Raw genomic sequence first — 24622 nt, 5'->3', positions numbered from 1 at the left:
GGACGACTGGGGCGTTAATGCGTTTTGCTGGTGTGCTGGTGGCCTAGGGAGCGCAAGGGCCTGCGTTTCTTTTGGCGCAGTTTTTGGCACTTTGATCACCCTAATTTCCGGACAGAATTTGCGGCAGTGCAGCATAAATTTCATAGGGCGATTTCATGATATGAAATGCTATATCGTAATTTGAAAAATACTAAATACGCTGTTAGAATCCCCACACTAAACCGACTTAATAGTAAATAATCAGCGAAATACCGTCCGACAGCGATCCGGAAAATCGGGGTGGGGCGTTCACAAAGGAGACTCAACAGATGTCAGCTCAACTGAACCAGGTAACGACACAGATCGGCACCGACCCGGATATGCAGGAAACCAAGGAGTGGCTGGACGCGCTCGAAGCGGTGCTGGAAAACGAAGGTCCGGAACGCGCGCATTACCTGATGGAGCGCATGGTTGACCTGGCCCGCCGCCGTGGCGCCCAGATCCCGTTCTCCAGCACCACCGCCTACGTCAATACCATCCCCACCAAGCAAGAAGCACACTGCCCCGGCAACCTGGAATACGAAGAGCGCCTGCGCTCGTGGATGCGCTGGAACGCCATGGCCATGGTCGTCAAGGCCAACCGCGCCGACGGCGACCTGGGCGGCCACTTGTCCTCGTTCGCTTCGCTGGCGAACATGCTGGGTATCGGTTTCAACCACTTCTGGCACGCGCCGACGGCCGACCACGGCGGCGACCTGCTGTACATCCAGGGCCACTCCTCGCCCGGCGTCTACGCGCGCGCCTTCCTCGAAGGCCGCTTGACGGAAGAGCAAATGCTGAACTTCCGCAAGGAAGTCGACGGCAAGGGCCTGTCCTCGTACCCGCATCCAAAGCTGATGCCTGACTTCTGGCAGTTCCCGACCGTGTCGATGGGCCTGGGCCCGCACATGGCGATCTACCAGGCGCGTTTCCTGAAATACCTGCACGCACGCGGCATCGCCAAGACCGACAACCGTAAAATTTGGGCCTTCTGCGGCGATGGCGAGATGGACGAGCCGGAATCCCTGGGCGCGATCGGCCTGGCCGCGCGCGACATGCTCGACAACCTGGTCATCGTGGTCAACTGCAACCTGCAGCGCCTGGACGGTCCGGTACGTGGCAACACCAAGATCATCCAGGAACTGGAAGGCGAATTCCGTGGCGCGGGCTGGAACGTCGTCAAGGTCATCTGGGGCCCGGGCTGGGACGCCCTGCTGGCGCAAGACAAGGAAGGCATCCTGCAGCGCGTGATGATGGAAACCGTCGACGGCGAATACCAGAACTACAAGGCCAAGGATGGCGCCTACGTGCGCAAGCACTTCTTCGGCAAGCATCCGAAGCTGCTGGAAATGGTTGCCAACATGACGGACGACGACATCTGGCGCCTGACCCGTGGCGGCCACGATCCGCACAAGATCTACGCGGCCTTCAAGATCGCCCAGGAACACAAGGGCCAGCCTACCGTCCTGCTGGTGAAGACCATCAAGGGCTACGGCATGGGCAAGTCCGGCGAAGCGCGCAACACGGCGCACCAGACGAAAAAACTCGACGACGAAGCCATCCGCGAAATGCGCGACCGCTTCTCGCTGCCTATCCCTGACGACAAGCTGGCCGACATCCCGTTCTTCAAGCCTGCCGACGACGCGCCGGAAATGGTCTACCTGCACGAGCGCCGCAAGGCCCTGGGCGGCTACCTGCCGCAGCGCCGCCAGAAGGCGGAAGAAACCCTGCCCGTGCCTGGCCTCGACGCGTTCAAGAACGTGCTGGAAGCGACGCCGGAAGGCCGCGAAATCTCGACCACGCAAGCCTTCGTGCGCGTCATTTCGACCCTGCTGAAAGACCCGAACCTGGGCCAGCGCGTCGTGCCTATCCTGGTCGATGAGTCGCGTACCTTCGGCATGGAAGGCCTGTTCCGCCAGATCGGCATCTACAACCCGAAAGGCCAGTTGTACGAGCCGGTCGACAAGGACCAGGTCATGTACTACCGCGAAGACAAGGCCGGCCAGATCCTGCAAGAGGGCATCAACGAAGCGGGCGGCATGAGCTCGTGGATCGCCGCGGCGACGTCGTACTCGACCAACGACCGCATCATGATCCCGTTCTACACCTTCTACTCGATGTTCGGCTTCCAGCGCATCGGCGACCAGGTATGGGCTTCGGCCGACATGCGCGCCCGCGGCTTCCTGATGGGCGGCACGGCTGGCCGTACGACCCTGAACGGCGAAGGCTTGCAGCACGAAGATGGCCACAGCCATATCTTCGCCGCGACCATCCCGACCTGCATGCCGTACGACCCGACCTTCAGCCATGAAGTCGCCGTCATCATCCAGGACGGCCTGCGCCGCATGATCGCCAACCAGGAAGATGTGTTCTACTACATCACGATCATGAACGAGAACTACGCCCAGCCAGGCATCAAGCCAGGCCAGGAAGAAGGCATCCTGAAAGGCATGTACAAGCTGCAGGAAGGCAAGGCTGACGCCAAGCTGCGCGTACAGTTGATCGGTTGCGGCACCATCCTGCGCGAATCGATCTTTGCCGCCGAATTGCTGGAAAACGACTGGGGCGTGGCTGCGGACGTATGGTCGGCGCCGTCGCTGACCCTGGTGGCCCGCGATGGCCAGGACGCCGAACGCTGGAACATGGTCAACCCGTCGAAACAGCAGCGCGTGCCGTACGTGACGTCGCTGATGCAGGACACGGACGGCCCGATCGTCGCCACGACCGACTACATGCGCGCATTTGCAGAACAGATCCGCGCCTTCATGCCGAAGGGCCGCACCTACAAAGTGCTCGGTACCGATGGCTTTGGCCGCTCGGACAGCCGCGCCAAGCTGCGCGAGTTCTTCGAAGTGAACCGTTATTATGTCACCGTGGCCGCGCTCAAATCGCTGGCTGACGAAGGCAAGATCGACGTGTCGGTGGTGGAGCAGGCGATCGCCAAGTACGGCATCGACGCGAACAAACCGAATCCGGTGACCCAGTAATCGTTGTGCGGACCCGATGATGCCAGGGCGGTGCGAAAGCGCCGCCCTGGCGTGTGTGCGGGTCCATCTGACAAATAAAATAACGGAGCAAGCTATGAGCATTGTGGAAGTCAAAGTCCCGGATATCGGCGATTTCAAGGAAGTCGAGATCATTGAACTGATGGTCAAGCCAGGCGACACGGTCAAGGTCGACCAGTCCCTCATCACCGTCGAATCGGACAAGGCCAGCATGGAAATCCCATCGAGCCACGCCGGTGTCGTCAAGGAATTGAAAGTCAACGTGGGCGACAAGATCGCCGAAGGTTCGCTGGTCCTGCTGCTGGAAGTGGCGGACGACGCCTCGGCCCCGGCGCCTGCCGCCGCTGCCGCCCCGGCGCCTGCCGCTGAAGCCTCCCCCGCCGCCGCTCCTGCGGCCGCGCCAGCGCCTGCCGCCCCTGCCGGCGCGCCGGCCCTGGTCGACGTGACCGTGCCCGATATCGGCGACTTCAAGGAAGTCGAAGTCATCGAACTGATGGTCAAGGTCGGCGACACGATCAAGGTCGACCAGTCGCTGCTGACGGTCGAATCGGACAAGGCCAGCATGGAAATCCCATCGAGCCATGCCGGTATCGTCAAGGAATTGAAGGTCAAGGTCGGCGACAAGGTCGCCAAGGGTAGTCTGGTGCTGGTGGTGGAAACGACCGGTGGCGCTGCCGCTCCTGCCGCCGCGCCTGCACCGGCCGCGCAAGCTGCCGCCGCACCTGCCGCCGCCGTCGCTTCGGCGCCGGTCGCCGCTGCCGCTCCTGCCGCGCCAGCCGCCGCGCCTGCCGTCAACGGCAAGCTGGCGCACGCGTCGCCATCGATCCGCAAGTTCGCGCGCGAACTGGGCGTGGAACTGGCGCTGGTCGGCGGTTCCGGTCCGAAGGGCCGCATCACCCAGGAAGACGTGCAGAACTTCGTCAAGGGCGTGATGTCGGGCGCGGTCGCCGCGCCAAATGCTCCAGTCGCTGCCAAAGGCGGTTCGGGCGTGGGTCTGGATCTGCTGCCATGGCCGTCGCTGGACTTCAGCAAATTCGGCACGACCGAATTGCTGCCGCTGTCGCGCATCAAGAAAATCTCGGGCCCGAACCTGCACCGCAACTGGGTCATGATCCCGCACGTCACGCAGTTCGACGAAGCGGACGTGACGGACCTGGAAGCGTTCCGCGTCGACACCAACGCGGCCAATGCGAAGAACAAGGATGCGGCCAAGCTGACCATGCTGGCCTTCGTCATCAAGGCCTCCGTCGCCGCGCTGAAGAAATTCCCCGCGTTTAACGCCTCGCTCGACGCCAAGGGCGAGAACCTGATCCTCAAGCAGTACTACAACATCGGCTTCGCGGCCGACACGCCGAACGGCCTGGTGGTACCCGTGATCAAGGGCGCGGACCAGAAGTCGGTCTCGCAGATCGCCCGCGAAATGACGGAATTGTCGCTGCAGGCGCGCGAAGGCAAGCTGAAACCGGCCGACATGCAGGGCGCCAGCTTCACGATCTCGTCCCTGGGCGGCATCGGCGGCACGCACTTCACGCCTATCGTCAATGCGCCGGAAGTGGCGATCCTGGGTCTGTCGAAAGCCTCGATCAAGCCGGTATGGGATGGCAAGGCCTTCCAGCCACGCCTGATGATGGGCACTTCGCTGTCCTACGACCACCGCGTGGTCGATGGCGCGATGGGCGCGCGATTCTCCGTGTACCTCGGCGAAGTCCTGGCCGACATGCGCAAAATTCTGCTGTAAGGAGCGATTGATGAGCACAGTAGAGGTAAAAGTACCGAATATCGGCGATTTCAAGGAAGTCGAAGTCATCGAACTGATGGTCAAGGTGGGCGACACCATCAAGGTGGACCAGTCCCTGATCACGGTCGAATCGGACAAGGCCAGCATGGAGATTCCATCGACCCACGCCGGCGTCGTCAAGGAAGTCAAGGTCAAGGTCGGCGACAAGATCGCCGAAGGCAGCGCGCTGCTGGTGGTGGAAGCGGTTGAAGGCGCGGCTGCTGCCGCACAGGCGGCCGTTCCTGCGCCTGCCGCAGCCGCTCCGGCAGTCGCTGCGGCTTCTGCACCTGCCGCCGCCATCCCGGCCGGCAATTACAGCGGCCAGGTCGACATCGACGTCGACATGATGGTATTGGGCGGCGGTCCTGGCGGCTATTCGGCAGCGTTCCGCGCGGCCGACCTGGGGCTGAGCACCGTCATCGTCGAGCGCTACGCCACCCTGGGCGGCGTGTGCCTGAACGTGGGCTGCATCCCGTCCAAGGCGCTGCTGCACGTGGCGTCCGTGATCGACGAAACGGCGCACATGTCCAACACGGGCGTGACGTTTGCCAAGCCGACCATCGACATCGACCAGGTACGCAAGTACAAGGAAGGCGTGATCTCGAACATGACGGGCGGCCTGGCCGGCATGGCCAAGGCGCGCAAGACGCAAGTCGTCACGGGCGTGGGCCAGTTCCTCTCCGCGAATCACATCGAAGTGACGGCAGGCGACGGTTCTAAAAAGGTCGTGCAGTTCAAGCAAGCCATCATCGCCGCCGGTTCGTCCGTGGTGAAGCTGCCCTTCGTGCCGGAAGACCCGCGCATCGTCGATTCGACGGGCGCGCTGGAATTGCGCCAGATCCCGAAACGCATGCTGGTCATCGGCGGCGGCATCATCGGCCTGGAAATGGCGACCGTCTATTCGACCTTCGGCGCGCGCATCGACGTGGTCGAAATGATGGATGGCCTGATGCAGGGCGCGGACCGCGACGCCGTCAAGGTATGGCAGAAGTTCAACGAGAAGCGCTTCGACAACATCATGACCAAGACTAAGACGGTGGCTGTCGAGGCGCTGCCGGAAGGCATCAAGGTCACGTTCGAGGCGGCCGAAGCGGGCGCCACGGCACCGGCTCCGCAAGTCTACGACCTGGTGCTCGTCGCCGTGGGCCGCAGCCCGAACGGCAAGAAGCTGGCGGCCGACAAGGCCGGCGTGCAAGTGACGGACCGCGGCTTCATCAACGTCGACAGCCAGATGCGCACCAACGTGCCGAACATCTTCGCCATCGGCGACCTGGTGGGCCAGCCGATGCTGGCGCACAAGGCTGTGCATGAAGCCCACGTGGCCGCGGAAGCGGCTGCCGGCCAGAAGTCGCACTTCGACGTCAAGGTGATCCCGTCGGTCGCCTACACGGACCCGGAAGTGGCATGGGCCGGCATCACGGAAGACGAAGCGAAAGCCAAGGGCATCAAGGTCGAGAAGGGCCACTTCCCGTGGGCCGCCTCGGGCCGCGCCGTGGCCAATGGCCGCGCCGAAGGCTTCACCAAGCTGCTGTTCGACGCGGAAACCCACCGCATCATCGGCGGCACCATCGTCGGCACGCATGCGGGCGACATGATCGGCGAAATCGCGCTGGCCATCGAAATGGGCTGCGACGGCACCGACATCGGCAAGACCATCCACCCGCACCCGACCCTGGGCGAGTCGATCGGTATGGCTGCCGAAGTGTACGAGGGCGTGTGCACGGACTTGCCGCCACCGCGCAAGCGTTGATGTTGTAGCTGTCCATACTCGAAACCCGCAAGCGATTGCGGGTTTTTTTAACCGCAGCGTAGTCGCGCTGGCCATTAAGGGGTGGGGCGACGGCACCGACATCGGCAAGACCATCCACCCGCACCCGACCCTGGGCGAGTCGATCGGTATGGCCGCCGAAGTGTACGAGGGGCGTGTGCACGGACTTGCCGCCGCCGCGCAAGCGTTGATGTTGTAGCTGTCCATACTCGAAACCCGCAAGCGATTGCGGGTTTTTTTATTTCCCTTGACCTGCAGCGTGGTAAAACGTGGCGCATCGGCCCCATGTGAAAATTGGTGAGTATTGCCGTGTGGAAAAAGTGGCAGAATGGAGGTCTGTCACCGTGTTCTGCTTTCGCTTCAATAGAAACGTGTGATTTTTGCAGGAATGTTGCCAGCGTGGGAGTCGGTCAAGTTCCGCTGTACCAAGCGCCTGCCCCAGTCGATGCATACATCCCCTGCTGGCGCCCCTCGGAAGCGGGGAGTCGTCGCGTGGCTCGCCTCGCGTCCTCCCCATGCCTTGTCCGCGCTCCTGATGAACTGCCGGCAGAAGACGCTCCCTACTGGGATAGGCTCTAAGAAAGTTTTGCAACGATGAAAAAATTTACCGCCCTTCATATTGCCGACGTCCGTTTGCGCCGGGCCGACGAGCAAGAGCAAGCCGTGATGCTGCATGCCTTGTACCAGGACGTGGCCGCTATCCTGGCGGCGGGCAAGCGGATCGATGCGATTTTCTTCACAGGGCAGCTGGTGGCGCCGGACGCCTGTGCCGGCACGACGCCCGTGTACGTCTACGAATACTTCCTGCGGCCCTTGCTGCAGGCGGCCAGCTTGCCCGGCGCGCGTTTCTACCTGGTGCCGGGCAGCCGCCAGCAGGGTGTCGCGGCCGCCACGCTGGGCAATGCCGGCTTCAGCTTTTTCTCCGCCGATGAGCACGCCAGTGCCGAGCAGCGCGCGCGCTACAAGAATATCCACGCCGTGTTCCATGGCCACCAGCATACGGGCGACGCCAGTTCGCTGATGAAGTCGCTAAGCATCCTGTTCAAGAGCAATCCCGGCAGCCTGTACGGCGCACAGGGCCAGATGGCGGCGTATGCGGTGCTTGAATTCGGCACGGGCGAGGCCGATGGCGGCAGGGCCGGCACGCAGTGGAAGGTATCCCTGCGCGAGTTCGACGACGTGAGCAAGAACTTCGCCCTGTCGGTGCTGTACACGCCGAATGGCCAGGACACGGGGCAGATGGATGCCGAGTATGTGTTTGCCACCTTGCTGCCGCAACTGGCAGGCGAGCGCGCTTATTTCGATGGCTTGCTGGGCAAGGCGGGCGCGCAGCCGCGCGAGGACGCCGGCGTCGCTGCCGATGCGCGTGAATTCCTGATCGAGCTGGCGTTCGTGATGTTCGAAGCCAAGAGCGTGTTCCTCAACGAGGCGGAACTGGAGCGCTTTGCCAGCGACTATTGCGGCGTGAAGGGCTGGAACATGGCGGCCGGCGATTGGCTGGCGCCGCTGTATGCGCATGGCTTGCTGCTGCGGGCCGATGGCCAGGTGGCGTTTTCCTTCGATTACTTCCGCACGTATTTCCTGGCGCAGCGCTTTGAAACCTCGTTTGACCTGATGCGTTATGGTCCTGACCGCTACGATGGAAGCGAGTCGGCACTGGGCGTTGATGGCGCGTCGGCGGCCCAGCCTTTCCTGCGCGCGCTGGGCTTGAACGATGAACGGACTGAAGCGGCGCTGCCGGAAGACTGCAGCCGTCCTGGCTGATTTCCGCGGCCAGCCGTCCCGCGTCAGTCCGCCAGCGGCTGGCGCAGGGTGCCGTGCAGGAACAGGTCGAGACTGACCGCCACCTTGGCGCGCAATTGCGCCACATCGGGTTGGGCTGGCGGCGGAAACAGCAGGCGCGACATCTGGTCGCCCAGCAGGCAATTGAGCAGGTGCAGCGCCAGCATGGAGGGCGTCAGTTCCGCGCGAAACAGGGGCGCGATGTCGGGACGGCTGAAAAACTTGGTCAGCATCTCGCGCGTCTGTCCCGGTCCCACTTTGTAAAACGTTTCCGCCAGTTCCGGGTGCGTGGCCGCTTCGGCCACGACCATGCGATTCAGGCGGATCGCCGCCGGCATGGTGACCAGTTGCACGAACAGCAGACCGAACTCGCTCAAAATGGCGGGCAGGGGCCGCATATCCGTTTCCAGCGCCGGCATGGTCGAGAAGTAGGCGGCGCGGCGTAATTCCACCACGGCATTGAACAAGCCCGACTTGCCGCCAAATTTCACATAAATCGTGCGCACGGCCACGTGGGCTTCGCGGGCGATCATTTCCAGGCTGACCTTCCCATATCCTTTTTCCAGAAACAGGCAGCCGGCCGTGTGCAGCAGGTTTTCCATGCGCGCTTCCATGTCGGCCGCGCGCGGGCGGCCGGCCGGCTTGCCGCAGCAGGAAAGCTCCTGGGCGGCGGCGGATTCTTTATCGGTAGGCAAGGTATCGTTGAGGCCGGGATCGGACATGGTCTGGGTCTCTTTATAAGGTGGAAGGTAAGTGATGGCTCACACTGTAGTGCAAATTAAAATGAAATGCAATCGTTTCATTTCTTGACTTTGGCTTTTCTTTGCCCAATAATGAACCTATATCATTTCATTTCCGGAGCGAGTATGTCCAACCAGCCAGGCCACGCAGAGCACAAGGTGCTGAGCGCCGTCCCACCCGCGGCCCCCGCCGCACCTTCCACGCCCGCCGCTGCCGCCAGCTCCGCACCACCGAACAACCGCGTGAAAATCATTGCCGGCCTGATCGTCCTCGTCGCGCTGGGCGCCGGCGCGCGCATGTGGTACCGCAGCCACTATTTCGTGGAAACGGAAAACGCCTACGTGGCCGGCCACGTGCATCCCGTGTCGGCACGCATTTCCGGCGTCGTCACCAAGGTCTTCATCGATGACAATCAAATGGTGAAAGAGGGCGACGTGATCGCCGAACTCGATCCCTTCGACCAGCGCGTGAAGACCGAGCAGATCGCCGCGCAGATCGCCAGCGCCGAGCAGCAGGTGCTGCAGGCGGATGCGCAGATTGCGCAAGTGCAGGCGCAAGCGAGCGCCGCCCAGGCGCAGGTGGCGCAGGCCGATGCGCAATTGCTGCGCGCGAAACAGGATGCGGAGCGTTATGGCCAGCTGTACACGAGCCAGATGAAAGCCGTCTCGAAAGCGGAACTCGATGCGGCCAACGCGGCCCGTTCGAGCGCCGTGGCCGACCTGGCCGCCCGCCGCGACAGCGCCTCGGCCGCCAAATCGCAGATCGGTGCGGCGCAAGCTGCGCGCGACGTGGCCAAGGCGCAGGTGGCCGTGCTGCGCGTGCAATTGAAGGACGCGGAACAGCAGCTGCAATATAACCGCATCCTGGCCCCCGTCGCCGGCCGCATCGGCAAGCGCAACGTGGAAACGGGTATGCGTGTGCAACCTGGCCAGCAATTGACGGCCATCGTGCAGGACAACGTCTGGGTCACCGCCAACTTCAAGGAAACCCAACTGGCCGACCTGCACCGCGGCCAGAGCGTGCACGTGACCATCGACGCCATGCCGGGCAAGAAACTGGTGGGTACCGTGGACAGCTTCGCGCCTGCCTCGGGCGCGCAATTCGCCCTGCTGCCGGCCGATAACGCCACCGGCAACTTCACCAAGATCGTCCAGCGCGTGCCCGTGAAAATCGTCTTCCAGCCGGAAGACATCAAGGCCATGAATGGCCGCCTGGTGCCGGGCATGTCGGTGATCGCCGAAGTGGAAGTGAACCAGCCTGAAACGCAGCCGGCTGCGCGCCACGCCGCCGCTCCCGCCGCCCAGTCCACCACGCGCTAAGCTTCCATGAGCAGCCCCTCCACCACGCTGGCGAAGCCGCCGGCGTTTCCCGTGATCGACGAGAAAGTCTCCGGGCGCACCTGGCTGGCGGTCGCCGCCGGCATGCTGGGCGCCTTCATGGCGGTGCTCGACATCCAGATCACCAATTCCTCGCTCAAGGATATCCTTGGCTCGCTGTCGGCCACCCAGGAAGAGGGCTCGTGGATTTCCACGGCCTACCTGGTGGCGGAAATCATCGTCATTCCCCTCACCGCGCTGCTGGCGCGCGTGTTCGGACTGCGTACCTACATGATCGGCACCACCGCCTTCTTCCTGCTGTTCTCCACCCTGTGCGGCACGGCCTGGAACCTGGAAAGCATGATCGTCTTCCGTATGCTGCAGGGGTTCACGGGCGGCGCCCTGATACCGATGGCGTTCACCCTGGTGATGCTCAAGCTGCCGCCGTCGAAGCGCGCCGTCGGCATGGCCATCTTCGGCCTGACGGCCACCCTGGCGCCGGCCATGGGCCCGACCCTGGGCGGCTACCTCTCCGAACTGTATGGCTGGCCCTCGATCTTCTACATCAACTGGGTGCCGGGCGTGCTGCTGATCGCCGGCATGATCTATGGCCTGGACAAGGAGCCGATGAAGCTCGAGATGTTCTGGAAGGCCGACTGGCTGGGCATCTTCTTCATGGCCCTGGGCCTGGGCTGCCTGACCATCTTCCTGGAAGAGGGCAATTCCAAGGACTGGTTCGACTCCGGTTTCATCATCACCTTCGCCGCGCTGGCCCTGGTGGGCATCCTGGGCTGGGTCGTCACCAGCGCCACGCGCGCCGAACCGTTCGTCAATCTTGGCCTGTACGGCCAGCGCAATTTCCTGGTCGCCACCGTGCTGTCGGCCGTGACGGGCATGGGCCTGTACGGCTCGGCCTTTTTGCTGCCCTTGTTCCTGGGCCAGATCGCCGGCTATTCGCCGATGCAGATCGGTGAAGTCATCATGTGGGTGGGCTTGCCGCAGCTGTTCATCATGCCGTTTGTGGCCAAGCTGTCGTCCGTGGTGGACAACCGCATCCTGTGCTCGTTCGGTCTCTTGCTGTTTGGCGGCTCGTGCATGATGAATGCCTACATGGACGCGTCTACCGGCTACGACCAGCTGCTGTGGTCGCAGGTCGTGCGCGCGCTGGGCCAGCCCTTCGTCATGCTGACCCTGTCGAACTTCGCCATGAAGGGCATCGCGCCGAAGGACATGCCGTCCGCATCGAGCCTGTTCAATATGACGCGCAACCTGGGCGGCTCGATCGGCATCGCCCTGCTGGCCACGGCCCTGAGCACCCGCGAACACTTCCACTCGCAGCGCCTGGGCGAAGCGATCAACGCGTATTCCAGCGCCACGCAGCTGCGCATCGACCAGCTGACGTCGTCGTTCATGGCCAAGGGCTATGACGCCGTCACGGCCGGCAACCAGGCCTTGCAGGCGATCGACGGCATCGTGCGCCGCGAGGCGTATGTGATGGCCTACAACGATGGCTTCTTCCTGATCGGCGCCATCCTGCTGGCCTGTATCGTGCCCCTGTGGCTGGCCGACAAACTTAAAGCTCCCGGTGGCGGTGGTGGCGGTCATTGACCGCGCACAGTCCGCACGTGCAGCACCTCAAGAACAAGAAGGTAATCATCATGCAAACAGTATTGACGAAAATCGCGCTGGCCGCTTCCCTTGCCGTGGCGCTGTCCGCCTGCGGCACCGTGGGCCAGGATTTCACCGCCCCGGCAAACCTGGCCGGCACCGGCACCTTCCGCCACGGCGCGGCCGCCGCGGATGCCGCGCAGCTGCCCAAGGAGTGGTGGAGCATCTATGGCGACGCCACCCTGAACCGCCTCGAACAGAGCGCGCTGCAGGACAATCCCAGTGTAAAAGCGGCCGGCGAGCGCCTGCTGCAGGCGCTGGCGCAAAGCGGCACGGCGCGCGCCAACCAGGGCCCGAGCGTGAATGTCAGCACGGGCATCTCGAACTCGCGCACCTCGGCCAACACCTCGCAGGGCCTGGCCCTGGGCAACCGCTCGATCAGCGGCAATAACTTCTCCGTGGGCGGCTCGCTGTCGTATGAAGTCGACCTGCTGGGCCGCGTGAAACGCCTGGTCGAAGCGGCGGATGCGCAGGCGCTGGCGGCGCAGGCCGACCGCGACGGCGTGCTGCTGATGCTGTCGTCGCAAGTGGCCAGCAATTACTGGCAGCTGCGTGGACTCGACGCGGAAATGGCGATCCTGAATGGCGCGCTGGACACCCGCCGCGAGTCGGCGCAGCTGGTTGAGGCGCGCTTCAATGCAGGGCTGACGAATGAGCTGGACCTGGCGCGCGCGAAAGTCGAACTGTCGAACGCGCAGGCCGACCTGCATGAGGTCAAGCGCCAGCGCAACCAGCTGGAAAACAGCCTGGCTACCCTGACGGGCAAGCCGCCGTCGGCGCTGCAATTGCCGGTGGCGGCCGATCCGTCCATCTTGCCGCTGCCGCCCGCCATTCCCGTCGGCTTGCCCGCCAGCCTGCTGGCGCACCGTCCGGACCTGGTCTCCAGCGTAGCGGGCCTGCGCGCGGCAAACGCGCAAGTGGGCGTGGCCGAAGGCGCGTTTTACCCGTCGCTGCAATTGACGGGCAATTTCGGCTACGCCTCGGAAAAGCTGCGCGACCTGGCGCAGGGCGGTTCGCGCCAGTTCAGCTTTGGTCCGCTGGCCCTGTCCCTGCCGATCTTCGACGGCGGCCGCAACCAGGCCAATCTGGATCTGTCCAAGGCGCGCTATGCGGAAGCCGTGGCGAACCATGAAACGAAGCTGCTGACGGCCTTGCGCGAAGTGGAAGACGCGTTGTCCGACGTGGAGCAGCGCCAGTTGCAGGGCGACGCCCAGGCCCTGTCGCAGGCAGCGGCGGCGCGCGCCTACCTGGTGGCGCGCACGCGCTACGAGCGCGGCATCTCGACCTACCTCGACGTCACAGATGCCCAGCGCAGCTCGCTGGCAGCGGACCGCGCCGCCGCGCAGATCAAGACCCAGCGCCTGCTGGCGACGGTCGCCGTGGCCCGTTCGCTCGGTGCCGGCTGGCAGCATTGACGGACACCAGATAAAACCTACTGCGCGTCGCGCTTTGCGGCCGGCGATGCTCACCGTGCAAAAGTACGGTTGCGCTTCTCGGCCACAAATCACTGCCGCTCGCTACGGTTTTTTCCGGTGTCGCAAGGTCAACCATGAGCAACAAATGACAAGGCTATCCAACTAGTTACGTGAGCGTGGCCGGTGGCGGTGTCGCCGCCGGCCCGTAGCGTTCCAGCAGAAAATCGATGAAGGTCGTCAGCTTCGGCGTGGGCTGGCGGTCGCGCGCATACACGAGGTGCATGGGGCGGGGCGCCGGCACGTAGCCGGCCAGCAGCGGCACCAGCCTGCCGGCGGCGATATCGCCGGCCATCAGGATCTCCGCCTGCATGACGATGCCGAAGCCGTGCAGGGCCGCCACGCGCAGCGCCTGACCATTGTTCGAGCGGAAGCGGCTCTCGCGCACGGGGCTGCCATCGTCGTCGCCGCTCCTGGCCAGGCGCCAGCGCACGTGGCGCGTCCATTGCATGAAGTCCAGGCATTCGTGGCGCGCCAGGTCGGCCGGCGTGCGCGGCGTGCCGTGCTTTGCCAGATATGCGGGCGCGGCGCAGATCACCATCGCATACGGCCGCAGCACGCGCGCCACCATGGCGGAATCTTCCAGCTTGCCGATGCGGATGGCCGCATCGAACCCTTCTTCCACCAGGTCCACCGTCCTGTCGTTCAGGTTCAGTTCCAGGCTCACTTCCGGATACGCATCGAGGTAGTCGGCCATCAGCGGCGCGATGCACTCGCTGCCGAAGGACACGGGCGCCGTGATTTTCAGCTTGCCGCGCGGCGCTGCGCGCATGGCTTCCGCGCCCCGTTCGGCCGCATGGATGCTGGCCAGGATCTGGCGGCACTGTTCCGCATACTGCTGGCCGATTTCCGTCAGGCTTTGCCGCCGCGTGGTGCGCGCCAGCAGCCGCGCGCCCAGCCGCTCTTCCAGGTATTTGATGTGCTTGCCCACCATCACGGGCGAAATCTGGAACGTCTCGGCGGCAGCCGTGAAACTGCCCGCATCGACGACGGCGACAAAAATCTCCATGCTGCGCAATTTATCCATGGCATCCCGATTGCAAACTATAGATTAGTAATCTTGTAAATTCTAGCGTATTTATTCCTTTTTATAAGCGGCGCATACTGGCTCCATCGTTCAACCCACACAAGGAAGCAGCATGAAAATCGTCATCATCGGCGCCAGCGGCACCATCGGCACGGCCGTCGCCGCCCAACTGGCGCCACGCCATGAAATCATCGAAGTGGGCAGCCGCAGCGGCACGCACCAGGCCGACATGGGCGACATCGCGCAAGTGCGCGCCCTGTTCAAGCGCATCGGCAAGGTCGATGCCGTCGTCGTGACGGCCGGCAAGCTGCATTTCGGTCCCCTGGCTGAATTTACTCCAGAGCAATTTCAGGTGGGTCTGGAAAGCAAGCTGATGGGTCAGGTCAATGTGGCGCTGGTGGCGCAGGAATACCTGAACGACGGCGGTTCGATTACCTTGACCAGCGGCATCGTGGCCGAGCAGCCGATCCGCTTCGGCACGGCCGCCAGCATGACCAACGCGGCCGTGGAAGGTTTTGTAAGGGGCGCCGCCATCGAGTTGCAGCGGGGCGTGCGCATCAATGTCGTCAGCCCCACGGTGCTGGCCGAATCGCTGGAGTCGTACGGTCCCTTCTTCTACGGCTTCGAGCCGGCCGCCGCCAGCCGCGTGGCCCTGGCCTACAGCCGCAGCGTGGAAGGGGCGCAGACTGGGCAGGTGTACAAGGTCTGGTAAGCCGCTTGCCATGCCATGGGGGCAGGTGGGACAATCGCAGGCTGAGCAAGAAAGCGGTAGCGCGCCATCCGCGCCTGAGAAAAATCCAACCGAGACCTCCATGAAAAAACTCCTGATTCCCCTGCTGATGGCTGCCGCCGTCGGCAGCGCCTGCGCCGCAACGCCAGCGACCCCGGCCACCGCGCAACAACTGACGGCCATGAGCGCCCGCTACGCACCCGTCGCGCTGACGGCCGACGTCACCCACCTGTCCGCGGGCGACCGCCAGGCCATCGCCAAGCTGGTCGAAGCGGCCAAGCTGGTCGACGTGCTGCAGCTGCGCCAGCGCTGGTCCGGCAATGAAGCGCTGTGGGCGGCTTTGAAGAAGGACAAGTCGGCCCTGGGCCAGGCCCGCCTGAATTATTTCTGGATCAACAAGGGGCCATGGTCGGTGCTCGACGCGCACGCCTCGTTCATGCCGGCCAGCTATGCGGGCATCGCCATTCCCGCGCACAAGCCGGAAGCGGGCAATTTCTATCCGCAGGGCGCCACCAAGGCCAGCCTGGAAACGTGGATGAACGGCTTGCCGGCGGACGACAAGCAGCAGGCGCAATGGTTTTTCACGACCATCCGCGCGGGCAAGGACGGCAAATACCAGACCGTCAAGTATTCGGACGAGTACAAGGTGGAGTTGAAACAGCTGGCCAAATTGCTCGATGAAGCGGCGGCCGCCACGGACAATGCTTCCCTGAAGAAATTTCTGACCCTGCGCGCCAAGGCTTTCCTCGACAACGACTATTTACCGTCCGACTTCGCCTGGATGGACCTCGATTCGCCCGTCGACATCACCATCGGCCCGTATGAAACGTACAACGATGAACTGTTCGGCTACAAGGCCGCGTTCGAAGCCTACGTGAACATCCGCGACCAGGCCGAGACGCAAAAGCTCAATTTCTTCGCCAAACACATGCAGGAGCTGGAAGACAACCTGCCGCTCGACGCCCAGTACCGCAACCCGAAAGTGGGCGCGCTGGCACCTATGGTGGTGGTCAACCAGGTGTATGGCGCCGGCGACGGCAACATGGCCGTGCAGACGGCCGCCTACAATCTGCCCAATGACGAGCGCATCATCAGCACGCGCGGCTCGAAGCGCGTGATGCTGAAGAACGTGCAGGAAGCCAAGTTCAAGGCTACCCTGACGCCGATCTCGAAACTGGTGCTCACGCCCGAGGCGCAGCAGGACGTCGATTTCAATTCTTTCTTCACGCACATCCTCGCGCATGAAATCATGCACGGCCTGGGCCCGCACGCCACCGTGGTCGACGGCAAGCCATCGACGCCGCGCCAGGACTTGAAGGAAGCCTATTCCACCATCGAAGAAGCCAAGGCGGACATCACGGGCCTGTTCGCGCTGCGCTACATGATGGACAAGGGGCAGCTCAACGACACCCTGGGCCAGGGCGAGGCGGCCGAGCGCAAGCTGTACAACACCTTCCTCGCCTCCGGTTTCCGCACGCTGCATTTCGGCCTGACGGATTCGCACGCGCGCGGCATGGCCATCCAGATGAATTACATCCTCGACAAGGGCGGTTTCGTCTCGCTGGGCGACGGCAAGTTCGGCGTCGATTTCGGCAAGATCAAGCAGGCAGTGATCGACCTGGACCGCGAATTCCTGACCATCGAGGCGACGGGCGACTATGCGCGCGCGCAAGCGATGATGAGCAAGTACGTGGTCATCCGCCCTGAGGTGCAGGTGGCGCTCGACAAGATGAAGGCCGTGCCCAACGATATCCGTCCGGAATTCGTCACGGCCCGCGCGCTGGACAAGGCGGCGAAGAAGTAAGCTGACCTTGATTATTATCAGTCGGAAAAGCCGGTGCCTTGCGCATCGGTTTTTTTTCGTCTTTATTTGCGAAAAGTTGCCAGTTTTTCCTTGTGGAAATATATCCACCGCTTACTCTGCAGTGGTAAATCCTCTTTTCTTCCCGCCTATCCCATGTTGAATCCGCTCTTGCTGATGAGCTTGCTCATCGTTTTGCCCGCCGTGGCTGGTCCCGTGCTGACCGATCTGGAAACCCGCTGGCTGCAGGCGGGCCAGCCCGTCATCGCGTTTGCGCGCGCGCAAGGTTTGCCCGTCGATATCATCGTGCAGCCCCAGGATGCGCCCGGCGCCGTGCCGCTGGCGCTGGGCTACGAAGGGGGGCGCTGCAAGCTGGTGCTGTCCTTGCGCGGCAATGCGCAGGCGGACAGTGTCTTGCAGGGCGTGCCATCCACGCGCCACAGCCTGATGCTGGAAGCGATGACGGCGCATGAAATCGGCCATTGCCGGCGCTATGCGCAGGGCGACTGGCACGCCTTGCCACGCGGCTTTGTCGAGCCGCGCAGCATGCAACAGGGCAAGTTGACCGCGCTGGCGCAGGAGCTGCGCGAGACGCGCCGCGAAGAGGCCTATGCGGACCTGGTCGCCCTGGCCTGGATGCATGGACGCCACCCCGGCCAGTACCAGGACGTGCTGGCCTGGATGCGCGGCGTGCGCGCGGCTGGCGAAGCCGCGGGCGGCGGTGTAGGCAGTTCCCACGCCACGCAAGGCTGGCTGGCGCTGGCCGATGGCGCAGGCGCATTTGATGGGGCCGCTTCACCATTTGAACAGGCGCAAGTATTGTGGCGGAAGGGCTTGAGCGGCGACAAAGGACAGTGAGTTTTTGCCTGAATGGCGTGTCAGCGTGTGCTGTCGCACGGAGCTTTGCGCGCGGCAGGGGTCTAATCTGGGCATCAACTAACCAGAGAGGAACCATCATGAACAAAATGATCGCACTCATGCTGGCCGCCAGTGCCAGCGCCCTGCTTGCCGCCGCGCCCGCGTATGCGCAGGATGGCTCGTACAAGAGCTTGACGGACAAGGCAACGGCCGACTATAAGCAGGCCAAGGCCGCCTGCGACAGCCACAGCGGCAACGCGAAAAAAGTCTGCGTGGAAGAAGCCAAGGTGGCGCGCGCCAAGGCCGAATCGGATGCCGTGGCGCAATACCGCAACACGCCGCGCGAGCTGAGCAAGGCCCGCAAGGACGTCGCCAATGCCGAGTATGACCTGGCCAAGGCCAAGTGCGGCGACCGCACGGGCGCCGATAAAACCACGTGCATGAACGATGCCAAGGCGGCGAAGACGGCCGCGCTGGCCGACGCCAATACGGGCGCCAAGGCCGGCACCAACGTGGCGCAGAATCCGCCCGCGACCACGAAGGAAAATTGCGACGCCATGGATGCGACGGCCAAGGCCGCCTGCGTGGCGCGCAATGCGGCCGGCAGCACCAAGACGGCCATGTCCGACTCCGTCATCACCACCAAGATCAAGGCGGACCTCGTCAAGGACAACGACTTGAAAGCGCTTGACGTGCACGTGGAAACGGTGAATGGCGTCGTCATGCTCAGCGGCTTCGTGCCTTCCCAGGCGCAAGTAAAGAAAGCCGCCGACCTGGCCCGCAGCGTGGAAGGCGTGACGGATGTGAAGAATGGCTTGAAGGTGAAGTAAACGCACTTTGTGCCAGCGTCGACACAGGGAATGGAGCCGCATGCGGAGGGCGGGCGGCTCCATTTTTTTGCTTGTATAAATTATGATCGTAATATAACATGGGAAATCTGGCCGGCGAGTGGTGATCGGCATCCACTTTTTCTCACGAGGACAGCATGCTTTCTCTTCCCTTTTCGCGCTGGCTGGAGCGGCGCGGCATCCACTTCGCCTGGGTCATCGTCGCCATCACCTTCCTCACGGCCCTGACGTCGTCTGCCGCGCTGGGCTTGCCAGGCGCGCTGATGCAGCCGCTGAGCCGCGAGTTCGGCTGGGATGCCGAGCAGATTTCCTCGGCCCTGGCCGTGCGTTTCGTGCTGTTCGGTTTGATGGGGCCGTTTGCCGCCATCCTGATGGAGCGCTTCGGCTTGCGCAATGTCATCTGCGTGGCCCTGGGCTTGATCGCGGCCGGCATGCTGCTGGCCACGCGCATGACGCAGTTCTGGCAGCTGGTGGCCCTGTGGGGCATCCTGCTGGGGCTGGGTTCGGGCATGACGGCGCTGGTCTTGAGCGCCGTGGTGGCCAACCGCTGGTTCGAGACGCACCGTGGCCTGGTGGTGGGCGTGCTGACGGCCAGCTCGGCCACGGGCCAGTTGCTGTTCCTGCCCGTGGGCGCCTGGCTGATCGAGCACTTCGGCTGGCGCACGGCCGTCATGCCCGTGTTTGCCAGCTGCGCGCTCGTCGCCGTGCTGGCCTTCCTGTGCATGCGCAACCGGCCGCAGGACGTGGCCTTGCGGCCTTACGGCGCCGACCCTGCCGCGCCCCTGGCGGCGGCGCCGGCGGCAAGCATGACGTTCGCCACGCCTTTTCTGATCCTGCGCAGCGTGGCTTCCAATCGTACCTTCTGGATACTGTTTGGCACCTTCTTCATCTGCGGCCTCAGCACCAACGGACTGATCCAGACGCACTTCATCTCGCTGTGCGGCGACTCGGGCCTGTCCGCCGTGCCGGCCGCCTCCGTGCTGGCCATGATGGGCGCCTTCGACCTGTTCGGCACGATCTTGTCCGGCTGGCTGTCGGACCGCTATGACAACCGCAAACTGCTGTTCTGGTACTACGGTTTGCGCGGGCTGTCCCTGTTCTGGCTGCCGTATTCGGAATTCACCTTGTACGGCCTGTCGCTGTTCGCCATGTTCTACGGCCTGGACTGGATCGCCACCGTGCCGCCGACCGTGAAACTGGTGGGCGCCACATTCGGCCGGGAGCGGGCGGGCATGGTGTTCGGCTGGATCTTCGCGGGCCATCAGCTGGGCGCCGCCGTGGCCGCGTACGGCGCGGGCCGCATCCGCACCCTGATGCTGACCTACAATCCGGCCCTGTTCGCGGCCGGCGCCGCCTGCCTCGTCGCCGCGTTAATGGTGCTGGCGATCCAGCGGCAGAAGGCGGCCGTGGCCGCCGTCCAGCCTGCATGAAAAAAGCCAGGCCCGCATGTGCGGAGCCTGGCTTTTCATTTCAAGAACGTTTCAGGATTTATTTGAGGTATTTGGCGAGCCAGCCCTCGACTTCGCTGTAGAAGAAACGGCTGTTCTCGCCCTTCAAGATCCAGTGGTTTTCGTCCGGGAAGACCAGCAATTTCGCCGGCACGTTCAGGCGTTGCTGGACAGCAAAGTTCATCAGCGCATTGTTGGCCGGCACGCGGTAGTCGAGCTCGCCGACGGTGATCAGGATGGGGGTGGTAAACCCCGTGCCTTTTTCGTGGTTGCCCGCTTGCATGACGGGGCTTTGATCGCGCCACACGGGCAGGTTCGACCAGACGGGGCCGCCCGCATTCGTCTCACGGCCGAAACCGCCATCGCTGGTGCCCCACTGCATGATCAGGTCCATTTCGCCCGCGTGCGAGACGATGGCCTTGTAGCGCGTGGTGGTTGCCTGCAGCCAGTTGGCCAGGTGGCCGCCATAGCTGGCGCCGCCGGCGGCCAGTTTCGTGCTGTCGATAAACGGATATTTCTTGATGGCTTCATCGACGCCCTGGTTGACTTCATCGCCCGGACCTTTCAAGGGGTCGAACTGGATCGAACGCGAGAATTCCTCGCCATAGCCGGTGGAACCCTTGTAGTCGGTCAGCAGCACGACATAGCCTGGCTTGGCCAGCAAGTGATAGTTCCAGCGCAGCACGAACTGGTCGCGCCACATGCTGGCGGCGCCGCCGTGGATGACGGTAAACAGCGGATATTTCTTGTTCGGGTCAAAGTTGGCGGGCTTGACGAGCATATTGTGGATCCGTCGGCCGTCGGCCGTCGTGAACCAGAAGTGCTCGGGCGCCTGCCAGTCGATTTTATCCGCTTTGTCCGTGTTGAAGGCCGTCAGCCGCTTCGGCTGCTTGCCGTTGAACGCATAGATTTCCGGCGGGTTGATGGACGACTCCCACACGCCGACGAGCGACTTGCCGCCGCTGTTCAGCGAATTGATGGTGCCGGTCGGCAAGGACGGCTCTTCGCGCACCTCGCCGCCTTTGGCGTCGATCGAGTACAGCTTTTCCAGGCCCGCATGTTCATAGCTGAAGATGACGCGCTTGCCGCCGTCTGGCAAGACGAAGCGCGCAATCGAACGGTCCAGCTTGGCCGTGAGGATGGTCGGCGCAGGGGTGCTCATCGGCCAGGCGAAGCTGGCCAGGCGTTTCACGTCATACACTTTACCGGGCGTTTGCGCGTCGCTCAAGGCAAACAGGGTCTTGCCATCGGCCGCAAATTTCAGGGAACCGTAGCTGTGCTTGTCCTGCGTCAAACGCTGCGCTTCGCCGCCGGCCACGGGCAGCAAGTACAGCTGCGAATAGACGGCTTCGCGCTGGGCCGCGTCGCGGTTGCTGGCCGCGTTGAAGACGACGGCCTTGCCGTCCGGCGTCCAGACGGCGTCCAAGGATTGCCCCTCGTCGCCCTGGCCGCCGCCAAAGCCCGGCAGCGCCACCAGTTGCGTGCCCGACAGGATGTCGCGCGGCATCGACTCCGGCTGCGCGTCGACGATGAACAGGCGCACCTGCTTGTCCGTCAGCCATTTGTCGAAGTAGCGCGGTGCCGTCGTTTCATACGAGCGGGCGCTGACTTTGCGCTCCTTGCGCTCTTTCGCGCTTTGCTTGACGTCGGCTTCCGTCTTGTTGCCTGGATAGATGTCGCTGATGAACAGCAATTGCTTGCCGTCCGGACTCCACTTCGGCATGCGCGCGCCCAGGGTGAGCGAGGTCAGGCGTTGCGCTTCGCCGCCGGCGGCCACGTCGAGGCGGTAAATCTGTCCCGCTTCATCGCCGTCGCGCTTGGCGACAAACACCAGCTGGCGGCTGTCCGGCGACCAGGCCACGGCGCTTTCGCCGCCCTTGGAATACGTCAGGCGGCGCGCGGGGCTGTCATCAAGCAGCGACTTGATCCACAGATCCGACCATTGCTCCTTGCTATCGTAGGCGCTGTCGACCACGGAAAACACGGCCCAGCGCCCGTCCGGGCTGGCGACGGGCGCGCCCACCCGTTTCATCAGCCACACGTCTTCATGCGTGATGGCGTGTCTGGCTTGCGTTTGCGTGGCGGCAACTGAGGTGGTGGCCTTGGTATCGGCGGCGTGGGCCAGCGAGGCGCAGGCCGCTGCGATCAGCAGGGAGCCGAGGGAACGGCGAAGACGGGGTGAGGTCATGGGCGTGGTCCGGGTAGTGAAAAAAGTACAGCGGGCAACATTATTGCCCATCGATTCGGCCGCTGCCAAGGCCATGAACCGTTACTTACCAGGCCCGATGGCCGCGTATCGGGCGGGTGCCGCCTGGCTGATCAGTTAAACTTGCCGCTTTATTCACGCTGGCGCTGATAGAACATGAAAATTTGTCTACCCTTATTGAAAACGGCATTGCTGGGCGCGAGCTGCCTGCTGGCGGCCCCGGTTTTTGCCGCTGCAACCGCACCGTACCCGAACACCAGCGCCATGGGCGTGGGCCAGGCGGAAAGCACGGCCTGGTATGCGGGCTGTCTGAAGGTCAAGGATGCGGCGCCGCCGCCGGCCGACCTGCCGGCGCCGTCGGCAGTGGCGTCCCTGCAGCAATGCCAGGCGACGGACCTGTATTACGATACCAAGAGTATGTCCTCGCCCAAGCCCGCCGACTGGCGTCCCGCGCGCCATTGCGCGATGGCCACGCAGAACAGCGCCGTGCTGATGATGCTGTACCAGAATGGACAGGGCGTGCAGAAAGACCCGTTGCTGGCGCTCAAGTATGCGTGCAGCATCGACGCGGCGCCTGCCGAGATGCAGGGCCGCATCGAACACTTGCAGCAGATTAACGCCAGCGGGCGCGGCATGATCGACTTGTGCGACGACATCACCAGCGGCTACATGATGGGCGTGTGCAGCGCCATCGATGCGCGGCAGAAACAAAGAGTGCGTGCACAGGCGACAGGCAAGGTCAGCGCAAGCATGCCGGCCGTGGCGCAAGCATCGCTGCAAAAACTGCAGGCGGCGGCAAGCAAGTTTGCCGATGCGCGCGCGGCTAACGAAACGGACTTGAGCGGCACGGCACGGGCCGCCCAGAGCATCGCGGCCCGCACGGCCGAGCTCGATCTGCTGGCGCACGATTTGCGCGAATACGAAGGGGGCAAGCTGCCGGCCAGCATGTCCAAGGAACAGGTGGCGGCGCTCGACAAGGAACTCAACGCCATCTACGGCAAGCTGATGAAAAAGCCGGCGGAAAGCCATGCGGGTGCCGTGGGCAAGGATGGCATCCGCGCCACCCAGCGCCTGTGGCTCGCGTACCGCGATGCCTGGATGAATTTTGGTGCCGTGCGCTATCCGTCCGTGACGAGCGAGACCTGGGCCGGCTGGCTGACGGCGCGACGCAATGCGCAGCTGCAAGACTTGCTGGAGAATTGACGCATGCGGGAAGCCTATTATCACGAAGACGATTTCTGCATGATCGAACTGCTGCCGCTGGATAATTTACAGCACTGTCTGACGCAGATGGGCGAGCAGCAGGCGTTCGCCGATGCGCACCGCAGCGGCGCCGGCTGGACGGACATGTACGTGCCCGAGGCGCCGCCGTCGCCATTGCGCGCGCTGGGCCTGACGGCCGAGCAGCTGCGCCTGGCGCTGGACCATGCCTTGCCGCCGTATGACGCCGTCTACACGGGCTACAGCAGTTACCGCGTGGAATGCAGGAACGTGCTGGCCTTTGGCGGCGACAAGACGGAAACATTGTTTGCGGGCCTGGACGAGCAGGGCATCGTGTGCGACCTGTGGTGCAGCGACGGCATGCCGCAACTGTTGCTGTTGCCCTTGAAGGAGCAGCTGTTGCTGGCCGACTGGGGCGCCGGGTTTGCGTGTCCGCTGGCCGATGGTGACTTGTTCGCCCGCTATCTGCAGGAATACGAACTCGGTTGATTCATTCGCAGGCGATGGCGTTCGGCTGCGCCACTTTGACCACCGACGCCAGGCGCGCCATGTCGTTGCCGTCGCCTTGCTCGACGTAGGGTTGATAGGTATCGATTATGATGCGCGCACGCGCCTGCCAGCCGCAATTGTCGGCCTGGCGCGCGGGCACGCGCAGCAGCCGGCGCGCCTGGGCATCGTTGCTGAAACAAAACCACGCATCGTGCGTGGCGGCAGGGCGGGGCAAGCGCCCCCACTGCGCCTTGTCGGGCGCGAAACAGACGCGGTTGCCGATGATTTCCAGGCTCATCTCGTCCGTGCGCAGGCTGTACTGGCCGTCGAGCACGATGGGCGTCTGCGCCTGGGCGGACAGGCAGGCGGTGGCCAGGAGGAGGGCGGCGGCAAGTTTCATGCGTTTCTTTCTGGGCTGGCAAGACGAAGCGCCAGTATAACCGCGGG

18 protein-coding genes are annotated in these 24622 nt (G+C 63.6%); 14 read left to right on the top strand and 4 right to left on the bottom strand.

Features of this window, described 5'->3' with window-relative positions:
* The first annotated feature begins 308 nt into the window (after positions 1-308).
* The 4 genes from aceE (at position 309) to AC0V2Y_RS16000 (ending at position 8332) form a co-directional block, all read left to right on the top strand.
* A complete protein-coding gene (gene aceE / locus AC0V2Y_RS16015; RefSeq protein WP_099408847.1) occupies positions 309-3005 on the top strand; it encodes a pyruvate dehydrogenase (acetyl-transferring), homodimeric type in 2697 nt (898 codons plus the stop codon).
* A gap of 94 nt (positions 3006-3099) precedes the next feature.
* Positions 3100-4761: a dihydrolipoyllysine-residue acetyltransferase gene (gene aceF, locus AC0V2Y_RS16010; RefSeq protein ID WP_475414745.1), complete on the top strand. Its 1662-nt coding sequence runs from the start codon at positions 3100-3102 to the stop codon at positions 4759-4761.
* 10 nt (positions 4762-4771) lie between these two features.
* Positions 4772-6550: a dihydrolipoyl dehydrogenase gene (gene lpdA / locus AC0V2Y_RS16005; RefSeq protein WP_475414744.1), complete on the top strand. Its 1779-nt coding sequence runs from the start codon at positions 4772-4774 to the stop codon at positions 6548-6550.
* 612 nt (positions 6551-7162) lie between these two features.
* Positions 7163-8332, top strand: a complete 1170-nt coding sequence (locus AC0V2Y_RS16000; protein ID WP_475414743.1) for a hypothetical protein — start codon at positions 7163-7165, stop codon at positions 8330-8332.
* Between the two features lie 23 nt (positions 8333-8355).
* On the opposite strand, the gene AC0V2Y_RS15995 is transcribed toward AC0V2Y_RS16000, so the two are convergent.
* On the bottom strand, positions 8356-9072 hold the full coding sequence (locus AC0V2Y_RS15995) for a TetR/AcrR family transcriptional regulator (RefSeq protein ID WP_475414742.1): 717 nt from the start codon (positions 9070-9072) through the stop codon (positions 8356-8358).
* Positions 9073-9216: 144 nt separating this feature from the next.
* On the opposite strand from AC0V2Y_RS15995, the gene AC0V2Y_RS15990 reads away from it, so the two are divergent.
* The 3 genes from AC0V2Y_RS15990 to AC0V2Y_RS15980 are packed head-to-tail and all read left to right on the top strand — an operon-like array spanning position 9217 to position 13490.
* The gene (locus AC0V2Y_RS15990; RefSeq protein WP_475414741.1) at positions 9217-10410 is read left to right on the top strand and encodes an HlyD family secretion protein; all 1194 of its coding nucleotides are present in this window, start codon (positions 9217-9219) and stop codon (positions 10408-10410) included.
* 6 nt (positions 10411-10416) lie between these two features.
* Positions 10417-12015 (top strand): DHA2 family efflux MFS transporter permease subunit, encoded by a 1599-nt coding sequence (locus AC0V2Y_RS15985; RefSeq protein ID WP_121670304.1) that lies wholly within the window; start codon positions 10417-10419, stop codon positions 12013-12015.
* 50 nt (positions 12016-12065) lie between these two features.
* Positions 12066-13490 (top strand): efflux transporter outer membrane subunit, encoded by a 1425-nt coding sequence (locus AC0V2Y_RS15980; protein WP_475414740.1) that lies wholly within the window; start codon positions 12066-12068, stop codon positions 13488-13490.
* 166 nt (positions 13491-13656) lie between these two features.
* Here AC0V2Y_RS15980 and AC0V2Y_RS15975 read toward each other — a convergent pair whose 3' ends face one another.
* Positions 13657-14574, bottom strand: coding sequence for a LysR family transcriptional regulator (locus AC0V2Y_RS15975; protein WP_475414739.1), 918 nt, complete (start codon positions 14572-14574; stop codon positions 13657-13659).
* Between the two features lie 112 nt (positions 14575-14686).
* On the opposite strand from AC0V2Y_RS15975, the gene AC0V2Y_RS15970 reads away from it, so the two are divergent.
* The 5 genes from AC0V2Y_RS15970 to AC0V2Y_RS15950 all read left to right on the top strand — a co-directional run bounded on the left by AC0V2Y_RS15970 (position 14687) and on the right by AC0V2Y_RS15950 (position 20241).
* Positions 14687-15286 carry a short chain dehydrogenase gene (locus AC0V2Y_RS15970; RefSeq protein ID WP_475414738.1) on the top strand — a complete coding sequence of 200 codons (600 nt, stop codon included), beginning with the start codon at positions 14687-14689 and terminating at the stop codon, positions 15284-15286.
* A gap of 100 nt (positions 15287-15386) precedes the next feature.
* Positions 15387-17108, top strand: coding sequence for a dipeptidyl-peptidase 3 family protein (locus AC0V2Y_RS15965; RefSeq protein ID WP_475414737.1), 1722 nt, complete (start codon positions 15387-15389; stop codon positions 17106-17108).
* Between the two features lie 153 nt (positions 17109-17261).
* A complete protein-coding gene (locus AC0V2Y_RS15960) occupies positions 17262-17963 on the top strand; it encodes a hypothetical protein (protein ID WP_475414736.1) in 702 nt (233 codons plus the stop codon).
* A gap of 98 nt (positions 17964-18061) precedes the next feature.
* Positions 18062-18793: a BON domain-containing protein gene (locus AC0V2Y_RS15955; protein WP_475414735.1), complete on the top strand. Its 732-nt coding sequence runs from the start codon at positions 18062-18064 to the stop codon at positions 18791-18793.
* 155 nt (positions 18794-18948) lie between these two features.
* Positions 18949-20241, top strand: coding sequence for an MFS transporter (locus AC0V2Y_RS15950; RefSeq protein ID WP_475414734.1), 1293 nt, complete (start codon positions 18949-18951; stop codon positions 20239-20241).
* A 58-nt stretch (positions 20242-20299) separates the two neighbouring features.
* On the opposite strand, the gene AC0V2Y_RS15945 is transcribed toward AC0V2Y_RS15950, so the two are convergent.
* Positions 20300-22447 (bottom strand): prolyl oligopeptidase family serine peptidase, encoded by a 2148-nt coding sequence (locus AC0V2Y_RS15945; protein ID WP_475414733.1) that lies wholly within the window; start codon positions 22445-22447, stop codon positions 20300-20302.
* 174 nt (positions 22448-22621) lie between these two features.
* On the opposite strand from AC0V2Y_RS15945, the gene AC0V2Y_RS15940 reads away from it, so the two are divergent.
* A complete protein-coding gene (locus AC0V2Y_RS15940; protein ID WP_475414732.1) occupies positions 22622-23668 on the top strand; it encodes a lysozyme inhibitor LprI family protein in 1047 nt (348 codons plus the stop codon).
* A gap of 3 nt (positions 23669-23671) precedes the next feature.
* On the top strand, positions 23672-24175 hold the full coding sequence (locus tag AC0V2Y_RS15935) for a hypothetical protein (RefSeq protein WP_475414731.1): 504 nt from the start codon (positions 23672-23674) through the stop codon (positions 24173-24175).
* A gap of 1 nt (position 24176) precedes the next feature.
* Here AC0V2Y_RS15935 and AC0V2Y_RS15930 read toward each other — a convergent pair whose 3' ends face one another.
* Positions 24177-24575: a hypothetical protein gene (locus AC0V2Y_RS15930; RefSeq protein WP_475414730.1), complete on the bottom strand. Its 399-nt coding sequence runs from the start codon at positions 24573-24575 to the stop codon at positions 24177-24179.
* Between the last annotated feature and the right edge of the window lie 47 nt (positions 24576-24622).

Source organism: Janthinobacterium sp. BHSEK, from assembly GCF_056174685.1.
This window is presented reverse-complemented; position numbering and strand designations above follow the sequence as displayed.